At 67.8% G+C, this 6,251-nt stretch carries 10 protein-coding genes; 5 read left to right on the forward strand and 5 right to left on the reverse strand.

All coding sequences use genetic code 11. From position 1 onward, the window contains the following. Window position 1: 1 nt before the first annotated feature. Both ACRDPN_RS12305 and ACRDPN_RS12310 read right to left on the reverse strand, forming a co-directional pair. Window positions 2-220 carry an acetone carboxylase gene (locus ACRDPN_RS12305; RefSeq protein WP_431448254.1) on the reverse strand — a complete coding sequence of 73 codons (219 nt, stop codon included), beginning with the start codon at window positions 218-220 and terminating at the stop codon, window positions 2-4. Continuing rightward, a complete protein-coding gene (locus tag ACRDPN_RS12310) occupies window positions 213-539 on the reverse strand; it encodes a DUF3099 domain-containing protein (protein ID WP_431448257.1) in 327 nt (108 codons plus the stop codon). Before ACRDPN_RS12310 ends, ACRDPN_RS12305 begins: the two co-directional genes overlap by 8 nt. 43 nt (window positions 540-582) lie before the next feature. Between ACRDPN_RS12310 and ACRDPN_RS12315 the strand changes: the two genes are divergently transcribed. After that, the gene (locus ACRDPN_RS12315) at window positions 583-798 is read left to right on the forward strand and encodes a dodecin (RefSeq protein WP_431448260.1); all 216 of its coding nucleotides are present in this window, start codon (window positions 583-585) and stop codon (window positions 796-798) included. Between the two features lie 8 nt (window positions 799-806). Here ACRDPN_RS12315 and serB read toward each other — a convergent pair whose 3' ends face one another. Next, a complete protein-coding gene (gene serB / locus ACRDPN_RS12320) occupies window positions 807-2,027 on the reverse strand; it encodes a phosphoserine phosphatase SerB (protein WP_431448263.1) in 1,221 nt (406 codons plus the stop codon). 80 nt (window positions 2,028-2,107) lie between these two features. Between serB and ACRDPN_RS12325 the strand changes: the two genes are divergently transcribed. From ACRDPN_RS12325 to ACRDPN_RS12335, 3 genes are read left to right on the forward strand one after another with little or no spacing between them, the layout of a single operon-like run. Further along, window positions 2,108-2,923, forward strand: coding sequence for an ABC transporter ATP-binding protein (locus ACRDPN_RS12325; protein ID WP_431448266.1), 816 nt, complete (start codon window positions 2,108-2,110; stop codon window positions 2,921-2,923). Between the two features lie 11 nt (window positions 2,924-2,934). Further along, on the forward strand, window positions 2,935-3,384 hold the full coding sequence (locus ACRDPN_RS12330) for an NfeD family protein (RefSeq protein ID WP_431448269.1): 450 nt from the start codon (window positions 2,935-2,937) through the stop codon (window positions 3,382-3,384). Further along, window positions 3,384-4,496, forward strand: a complete 1,113-nt coding sequence (locus ACRDPN_RS12335) for an SPFH domain-containing protein (protein ID WP_431448272.1) — start codon at window positions 3,384-3,386, stop codon at window positions 4,494-4,496. Before ACRDPN_RS12330 ends, ACRDPN_RS12335 begins: the two co-directional genes overlap by 1 nt. Before the next feature lie 3 nt (window positions 4,497-4,499). On the opposite strand, the gene ACRDPN_RS12340 is transcribed toward ACRDPN_RS12335, so the two are convergent. Beyond that, window positions 4,500-5,027 (reverse strand): YbhB/YbcL family Raf kinase inhibitor-like protein, encoded by a 528-nt coding sequence (locus ACRDPN_RS12340; protein WP_431448275.1) that lies wholly within the window; start codon window positions 5,025-5,027, stop codon window positions 4,500-4,502. An 18-nt stretch (window positions 5,028-5,045) separates the two neighbouring features. Between ACRDPN_RS12340 and ACRDPN_RS12345 the strand changes: the two genes are divergently transcribed. Beyond that, a complete protein-coding gene (locus tag ACRDPN_RS12345) occupies window positions 5,046-5,843 on the forward strand; it encodes a TrmH family RNA methyltransferase (protein WP_431448278.1) in 798 nt (265 codons plus the stop codon). Between the two features lie 195 nt (window positions 5,844-6,038). Here ACRDPN_RS12345 and ACRDPN_RS12350 read toward each other — a convergent pair. Then, window positions 6,039-6,251, reverse strand: a 213-nt coding sequence (locus ACRDPN_RS12350; protein ID WP_431448281.1) for an ester cyclase, incomplete at its 5' end; no start/stop codon positions are given.

Genomic DNA, 6,251 nt, shown 5'->3' on the forward strand with positions numbered 1-6,251 from the left:
GCTACTCGACGAGAGGGAGCGTCTCGCGGTAGAAATCGCGCTTGCCCAAGAACTCGCGCAGGGTCGGCTCATGCTCGTCGCACGCGAGCCACGTCTTGCGGCGGTCCGGCGTGTGGATCTTCGGGTTGTTCCACTCGATGCGGTGCCGAGCCTCGTTCTGGCAGCCCTTCGAGGAGCAGATCATCGGCTCCGGAGACGGCTCGGGTGCGGGATCAGTCACTGTGCGGACCGGGCTCGAGCTTGCCGTATGGCTCGGCCTTGATGATGTTGGTGCCGCTGCCCTTGCGGCGTACTCCGGCGTTGGCGAAGATCACCGAGGTGTACGGCAGCACCAGGGCGGCGGCGATGAGGACCCACGGCAGCCACCCGCCGACCGTCGACCACGCCACCACGGCCCCGATGAAGCACAGCGTCCGGATGCCCATGGAGACTCCGTAGCGAATCTCTCGGGAGACGATGTCGTCGGTATGGCCGGACTTGGCGGACGTGATGGAGTACACCTGTTCGCCCTTGGGCTCCTTGCCGGAGTCTCTCGCCATGCCCCCAGCCTACGCTTCCGATCGAGGGCGGCATGATGGTCGCATGAGCAATCGCACCTATCGCATCAGCGAGGTCGTCGGCACGTCCCCCGACGGCATCACCGAAGCCGTTCAGAACGGCATCGCCCGCGCCGGGACGACCCTGAGACACCTCGACTGGTTCGAGGTCACCGGCATCCGCGGCCAGATCGTCGACACCGACGTGTCGCACTACCAGGTCACGATGAAGCTCGGCTTCCGCCTCGAGGACGACGAGTAAGCCGCACCTCACGGCGTACGCGACCGGTCGTCCTCATCGGCGGCTTCTACCTCTTCGCGGGTGATGCCGAGCAGATAGACGATTGAGTCGAGGTACGGCATGCTCACGGACGTGCGGGCCTGGTCGCGAACCACGGGCTTGGCGTTGAAGGCGACGCCCAGGCCCGCTGCGGCGAGCATGTCGAGATCATTCGCCCCGTCGCCGATGGCCACGGTGTTCTTGATGGGGATGCGGGCCTCGGCCGCGAACCGTCGAAGGGCCTCGGCCTTGCCGGCGCGGTCGATCACGTCACCGACCAGCCGCCCGGTGAGCCGCCCTTCGACGATCTCCAGCTCGTTGGCCGCCACGTAGTCGATGTCGAGCTCCTCGGCGATCGGCTGGATGATCGGCAAGAATCCGCCGCTGACCAGGGCGAACCGGTAGCCCAGCCGTCTCAGCGTCCGCACCATAGTGCGCGCACCGGGCGTGTACTCCAGCGAAGCACGAACGTCGTCGAGCGCCGAGGCCTCGATCCCCTCCAGCAGGGCCACCCGTGCGCGCAGCGACGCCTCGAAGTCGAGCTCGCCGTTCATCGCCTCCTCGGTGACCCTGGCGACCTCGGCACCGAAGCCGGCACGCTCCGCCAGCATCTCGATGACCTCGCCCTGGATGAGCGTGGAGTCGACGTCCATGACGACGAGCCGCTGCGCGTGGCGCAGGATGCCGCGCTCCTCGACCGCGATGTCGACGCCGTGCTTGTAGGCGGCCTCGGCCAGATCGGCCTGCAGGATGTCGGGATCAGCACCGGAGACCTCGAGACGCAGCGCCGTGACCGGGTAGCGGGCGAGCCGCAGGATGCGGTCGATGTTGCCACCGGCGTCAGTGATGCGCTGCGTGATGGCTGCCATGGCTGCCGGGCGAAGGGGATGACCGAGCAGCGTCACCTGACCGCGGCCGACCCGACGTGGTCGGTTGTCACCTATGCCCTGTTCGAGCTCGACTTCGAGCCCGAACTGATCGCCTACGGACCGCATGGTCTGTTCGAACGTCGTGAGGTCGTTCGGAACCGTGACCAAGGCACTGAGCACCAGGCGTCCACGGACGATGAGCTGCTCGACGTCGATGACCTCGATGTCGAAGCCTGAGAGCCGCTCGAACAGTCGCGTCGAGACGCCACTCTGGTCGGCGCCGGTGAGCGTGACGAGGACGGTCGGATCAGTGAGATGTGCGGCAGGCACGTGCTCGTTCATCGCCCCCGAGGCTATCGGTCTGCGCGCGAGCCGCCGCGATAGGTTGGACCGGGAAATTGTCACAAGGTCTGGGAGGGTGCATGTCGTCGGCTTTCGAGCTCACTCGGGTGAGCGTCGTCCGGCCGGGCAAGATTCTCCTGAACAACATCTCCTGGTCTGTCGAGGCGGGTGAACGCTGGGTCATCCTGGGCCCCAACGGCGCCGGCAAGACCACGCTCATGCAGGTCGTCGGCGCCACCATGTTCCCGAGCAGCGGTGCCGCCGACGTGCTCGGACGGCGCCTCGGATCGGTCGACGTCTTCGACCTTCGCACCCGCATCGGCCAGACCAGTACCGCCATCGCCGAGCGGATCCCCCCGCACGAGACGGTTCGCGACGCCGTCATGTCTGCGGCCTACGCGGTGCTGGGCCGGTGGCGCGAGCAGTACGACGACGAGGACGAGGCGCGGGCCGAGCAGATCATGGGCGAGCTCGGCGTCGCACGACTGGCCGACCGCAAGTTCGGCACGCTCTCCGAAGGAGAGCGCAAACGCACTCTGATCGCCCGTGCCCTGATGACCGATCCCGAGCTCCTGCTGCTCGACGAACCGGGCGCGGGACTCGACCTCGGTGCCCGAGAGGACCTGCTCGCCAGTCTTGAGGTGTTGTCCGAGGCCGACGGATCACCGGTGCTGGTGATGGTCTCGCACCACGTCGAGGAGATCCCTCGAGGCTTCACCCATGTGCTGATGTTGCGCGACGGTAAGGTTGTCGCCCAAGGCCCGCTGGCCGAGACGCTCACCGCCCAGGCACTCGGCCGCACGTTCGGCATGCGTCTCGAGCTGAGTGTCGATGGTGGACGCTACGGCGCGCGTCGGGCAGCATACGGACACCGGGCCGATCTGCCCGGCCGCTAGGGAGGTCGCACGTGATCGACTGGTTGTCCGACCACGCCTGGGTCACCTGGCTGGGCATCGCCGTGTTGCTGGCGGTCGTCGAGCTGATGAGCCTCGACCTCGTGCTGCTGATGTTCGCGTTGGGCGCTCTCGGGGCCGCCGTCGTCGCCGGATTCGGTGGCCCGCTCTGGCTGGCCATTCTGGTGTTCGTCGTCGTGTCGCTCGGTCTGCTGTTCCTGGTCCGGCCGCCTCTCGTGCAGCGGCTTCACGCCGGCCCCACGCTCAAGACCGGGCACGAGAACCTGGTCGGTCGCGACGCGGTCGTGGTCGAGCCCGTCGGCAGGGAGTCCGGCCGGGTCCGGCTCGCCAGTGAGCTCTGGTCGGCGCGCGCAGACGGCGGCGAGACGTTCGACACTGGCGCCGAGGTCCATGTCATCCGCATCGACGGGGCCACTGCCGTCGTCACACGCAAGGAGTCCTGATGACCGCCGTCACCATCACCCTGATCCTCCTCGCGGTCCTCGCGGTCGTGGTCGTCTCGATGACCGTCAAGATCGTGCCGCAGGCGCGCGCCGGCATCGTCGAACGCTTCGGCAAGTACCGTGCGACGCTGTCGGCCGGTCTGAACGTCGTCGTGCCGTTCGTCGACAAGGTGCGGTACATGATCGACCTGCGGGAGCAGGTCGTCTCGTTCCCGCCCCAACCGGTGATCACCGAGGACAACCTGACGGTCTCGATCGACACCGTCATCTACTTCCAGGTCACCGACGCGGTATCGGCCACGTACGAGATCGCCGACTACATCCAGGCCATCGAGCAGCTCACGATGACGACGCTCCGCAACATCACCGGCGGCATGACGCTCGAGCACGCACTCACGAGCCGCGACCAGATCAACTCCGGACTGCGCGGCGAGCTCGACGGCGCCACCGGCAAGTGGGGCATCCGCGTCAACCGCGTGGAGCTCAAGGGCATCGACCCGCCGCCGTCGATCATCGATGCGATGGAGAAGCAGATGCGGGCCGAGCGCGACAAGCGCGCCGCAATCCTCCAGGCCGAGGGCGAGCGCCAGTCGGCGATCTTGACCGCCGAAGGCGACAAGCAGGCACAGATCCTCACGGCTGAGGGTCAGAAGCAGGCTCAGATCCTCACCGCGCAGGGCGACCGCCAGGCGGCGATCCTGCGCGCCCAGGGCGAGGGGCAGGCGATCCTCACCGTGTTCCAGGCGATCCACGACGGCAACCCCGACCAGAAGCTGCTGTCGTACCAGTATCTGCAGATGCTCCCGAAGATCGCCGAGGGCGAGAACGTCTCGACCTGGATCATCCCTGCCGAGGTCACCAAGGCGCTCGGCACGCTCGGCGGCACGTTCGGCAAGATCCCGACCGACGGTGGCGGCAGCAAGAAGCGGGTCGACCTCGACGAGCCGGTTGTGGCCGATGCCACCGAGGACGCGGACACCCAGGCCGCGGTCGAGCAGGCGCTCAAGGCCGCCAAGGACGCCGAAGGACCGGGCGGAGGGTTCAAGGGTCCGGGCGCTGTCACGCTGCCCAGCACGGATCCGCCTGCGGCGGAGGGACCGCCGAAGGCCTGATCGTCAGTGTTGGTACGTGCCCTGGATGATGGCGCGGCCGAGCGACTTGAACGTGAGGTTGCCACCCACCTGGCCCGGTGGCGTGTCAGAGTCGACGCCGAGAGAAGGCTCGCCCACGGCGTGCACCACGAAGAAGTAGCGGTGCGCCTGATCGCCCTGGGGTGGAGCAGCACCCCCGAAGTTCTTGTCGCCGAAGTCGTTGCGCGCGTGGAAGGCGTCCCCGGGCAGGCTGTCGTCACTGGCTCCGGCCCCCGTGGCGAGCGACGTGACGTCTGCCGGGATGTCGATGGCGACCCAGTGCCACCACCCGGACGGAGTGGGGGCGTCGGGATCGAAGCAGGTGACCGCGTACGACTGGGTGCCTTCGGGTGCGCCGCTCCACGACAGCTGCGGTGAGGTGTCACCGAACGCCTGGACCTGGTCGTCCTTGAGGGGTTGGCCGTCGGAGACGTCGTCGCTGATCACGCTGAACGAGGGCACCTCGGGCAGGAGTGGATAGGGGTCGGGTGTGACGGGTCGATCGAGGCTCATGCGCCCTAGGCTAGTGCGGTGGCCGAGATGACACACGTGGACGATCTCGACGATCCGCGACTCGGTGACTACGTGCGCCTTCGCGACGTCCAGCTCCGCAAGAAGCTCGAGACCGAGCGCGGCATCTACCTCGCCGAGGGCGAGAAGGTCGTGCGGCGGGCCGTCGAGGCAGGTCACCATCCTCGGTCGTTCCTGATGGCTCCGCGGTGGCTCGACGGTCTCGCCGACGTCCTCGACCGCACCGACGCACCGTGCTTCGTGCTGGGGGAGTCCCAGATCGAGCAGCTCACCGGATTCCACGTCCATCGCGGCGCCCTCGCCGCACTCGACCGTCCCGCTCCTCGGCAGGCCACTGACCTCCTGGCCGCAGCCCGCCGCGTGGTCGTGGTCGAGGACCTCGTCGACCACACCAACATCGGCGCGGTGTTCCGCAGTGTGGCGGCGCTGGGGTTCGACGCGATCCTCCTCTCGCCGCGCTGCGCGGATCCCTTCTACCGTCGCTCGGTCAAGGTCTCGATGGGTTCGGTGTTCGCATTGCCCCACGCCCGGATCGACGATTGGTACCGCGCGCCGACGGTGCTGCGAGAGGCCGGCTTCACGACGTATGCGCTGACGCTCGCCCCCGACGCGGTGGCGCTGACGGACGTACGCACGGACGTCGACCGCCTGGCGCTCGTGGTTGGAGCCGAGGGGCACGGGCTCAGCGACCACTGGCAGCGCGAGGCGGATGTGCGCGTCACCATCCCGATGGCCGCCGGCATCGACTCGCTCAATGTCGCCGCGTCCGTGGCCGTCGCCTGCTGGCACTTGCGTTAGGAAGCCTCAGCCCGGGGGAATGTTGTGGTTGACCCGGAAGATGTTGTCCGGTCGAAGGAGCGCTTGACCTCCACACCCGGGCCACCGGTCGTCGCCAGCCCGTGCGGCTCGGCCGCACGGTCGAGATGACTCATCGTCGCCCCGCCTTCGACGTGCGCGGTGCGCGCACCCGGGTCGACGGAAACGGCGTTCATCTCATTCCAGCCCCAGCTGGGACATGAACTCGACGTTGTCGTAGTAGGCGCGTTGGCTGATGACCTTGCCGTCCTCGACGATGACGCAGCCGCGCAACGTGACGGGCTTCCCGGTCGGGTCGACGACGGATCCGTCGGGCATGGCCAGCGGACCCGTGTTCGTGCCGGTGAACGTCCACTCGTTGAGTGCGAGGTCGCCGGAACTGATCTTGCT

The organism is Aeromicrobium sp. (genome assembly GCF_050700635.1).
GTDB lineage: Bacteria > Actinomycetota > Actinomycetes > Propionibacteriales > Nocardioidaceae > Aeromicrobium.

Bases quoted from the DNA above. Each gene is read 5' to 3' on its own strand.
- ACRDPN_RS12310 (WP_431448257.1), bottom strand. From the start codon at position 539: ATGGCGAGAGACTCCGGCAAGGAGCCCAAGGGCGAACAGGTGTACTCC.
- ACRDPN_RS12315 (WP_431448260.1), top strand. From the start codon at position 583: ATGAGCAATCGCACCTATCGCATCAGCGAGGTCGTCGGCACGTCCCCC.
- serB (WP_431448263.1), bottom strand. From the start codon at position 2,027: ATGAACGAGCACGTGCCTGCCGCACATCTCACTGATCCGACCGTCCTC.
- ACRDPN_RS12325 (WP_431448266.1), top strand. From the start codon at position 2,108: ATGTCGTCGGCTTTCGAGCTCACTCGGGTGAGCGTCGTCCGGCCGGGC.
- ACRDPN_RS12335 (WP_431448272.1), top strand. From the start codon at position 3,384: ATGACCGCCGTCACCATCACCCTGATCCTCCTCGCGGTCCTCGCGGTC.
- ACRDPN_RS12340 (WP_431448275.1), bottom strand. From the start codon at position 5,027: ATGAGCCTCGATCGACCCGTCACACCCGACCCCTATCCACTCCTGCCC.